The sequence below is a fragment of the Poinsettia branch-inducing phytoplasma str. JR1 genome, from assembly GCF_000309465.1.
In the GTDB taxonomy this organism is placed as follows: domain Bacteria; phylum Bacillota_I; class Bacilli_A; order Acholeplasmatales; family Acholeplasmataceae; genus Phytoplasma; species Phytoplasma pruni.
Genome location: NZ_AKIK01000081.1, coordinates 1 through 1,537, shown reverse-complemented (window position 1 = coordinate 1,537; position 1,537 = coordinate 1). Strand labels below are relative to the sequence as shown.

Annotated in this window: 3 protein-coding genes and 1 pseudogene; all 4 read right to left on the bottom strand. The window is 26.4% G+C overall.

What is annotated here, in order from left to right:
* A partial coding sequence (locus ON17_RS01970) for a single-stranded DNA-binding protein (RefSeq protein WP_017191830.1) occupies nt 1-268 on the bottom strand: 268 nt, incomplete at its 3' end.
* A 92-nt stretch (nt 269-360) separates the two neighbouring features.
* Nucleotides 361-681 (bottom strand): hypothetical protein, encoded by a 321-nt coding sequence (locus ON17_RS01965; RefSeq protein ID WP_017191829.1) that lies wholly within the window; start codon nt 679-681, stop codon nt 361-363.
* A gap of 82 nt (nt 682-763) precedes the next feature.
* Nucleotides 764-1,105 carry a hypothetical protein gene (locus ON17_RS01960; protein WP_017191828.1) on the bottom strand — a complete coding sequence of 114 codons (342 nt, stop codon included), beginning with the start codon at nt 1,103-1,105 and terminating at the stop codon, nt 764-766.
* Nucleotides 1,106-1,190: 85 nt separating this feature from the next.
* A pseudogene (locus ON17_RS01955) lies at nt 1,191-1,537 on the bottom strand (sigma-70 family RNA polymerase sigma factor); the annotation flags it as partial.

The window sequence follows — 1,537 nt, the reverse complement described above, 5'->3', positions numbered from 1 at the left end:
TATGTGTTTTCTTTTGGCCTTCGTTATTGGTATATTTTTGGATGGATAATGTTCCTTCGAGATAAATTTTAGATCCTTTATGTAAGTATTTATGAAAATTTTCCGCTTGGGTTCTAAAAACCACACAAGGAATATATTGAACTTTGTCTTTGGTTTGATTAACCGCTAATTGGAAATCTATTTTAGGGATTTGTTCGTTGTTACTTTGAATATATTCTTTTTTAAGGTCATGTGTAATTCGACCGATTAATTGAATTTTGTTTAACATAATTTTATTCTCCTTTTTTAATTTTTTTTTAATGTTGATGATGTTGTGTTTATTTGGGAAAGTTGTTTTTTGTATTGAGTTTAAATTTTACACTAAGTAATAGTTTTAACCAAAGATAATAGAAACAAACCATGCAAGCAAAATATTAAAAGATAGAAAATATTTTCAAGTGCAAATCCAGCATCTATTAAATCTTTAAGCGTATATCCAACATCTTTTAATTCTTTAAGTGTAAATCCGCCATAAAATAATTCTTCTGCTGTATAATCAATATCTTTTAATTCTTCAATTGTATACCCAACATCAAATAATTCCATAGGTGCACATCCAGCATGTTTTAATTCTTGAAGTGTACATCCAACATCTATTAATTCTTGAAGTGTATATCTAGCATCTTTTAATTTTTTAGACATTTTTTAAATCTCCTTTTATTTAAATAGAACAACAACTTTATTCGCTTATCGCCTACTTTTTGTGGTTTTTATAATTCTCTATCTATATATCAGCATTTACTAATTCTTCAATTGTATACCCAGCATATCTTAATTCAAAAGCTGTAAAATCAGCATCTATTAATTCTTTGGCCGTAAATCCAGTGTCTTTTAATTCTCTAACTGTAAAACCAATAGCTTTTAATTTTTTAGCCTTATATCCAGCGGCTTTGAATTCTTTAATTGTAAATCCAGTTTTTAATTCTCTAACTGTATATCCAGCATCTAATAATTCATCAGTTATATATCCAGCAGTTTTTAATTCTTTAATTGTAAATCCAACATCAAATAATTCACCAGCTGCAAATCCATTTTCTTTTAATTCTTTAGCTGTAAATCTAGACATTTTAAATCTCCTTTTATTTAATTTTTATTTAAATAGAAAAACAATTTTATTCACTTATCACCTACTCTTTCTAGTTTCATATCATTTATTTTTTCAATTTATTGATGGCGATGTTTTTAAGAGTTTCTACTTGTCTTAAAGTTAAATTAAATTTTTGGGCGATTTCTTGATTGGAATAACTTGGTTGATAAGTTTCATTAATATTTCCTAAAGGAATGCCAAAACTTAATCTAATGACGTTAAACTCTTTTTTATTTAATTTAGTTTTTAGTTTATTTAAAAATAGTTCATGATTTGCTTGTTTTAACCATATTTGATGAGGGTTAAGTATTTTATCCCAATTAGGTTGTTTGTATTTTTCTTCTTTAAAACTGATATTGTTTGGTTTGGTTGTTTTTTGTGGGATTGAAGGGGAATGGCTTTTTCTTATTA

Coding starts and splice junctions, on each gene's coding strand:
- ON17_RS01965 (WP_017191829.1), bottom strand. CDS start 681: ATGTCTAAAAAATTAAAAGATGCTAGATATACACTTCAAGAATTAATA.
- ON17_RS01960 (WP_017191828.1), bottom strand. CDS start 1,105: ATGTCTAGATTTACAGCTAAAGAATTAAAAGAAAATGGATTTGCAGCT.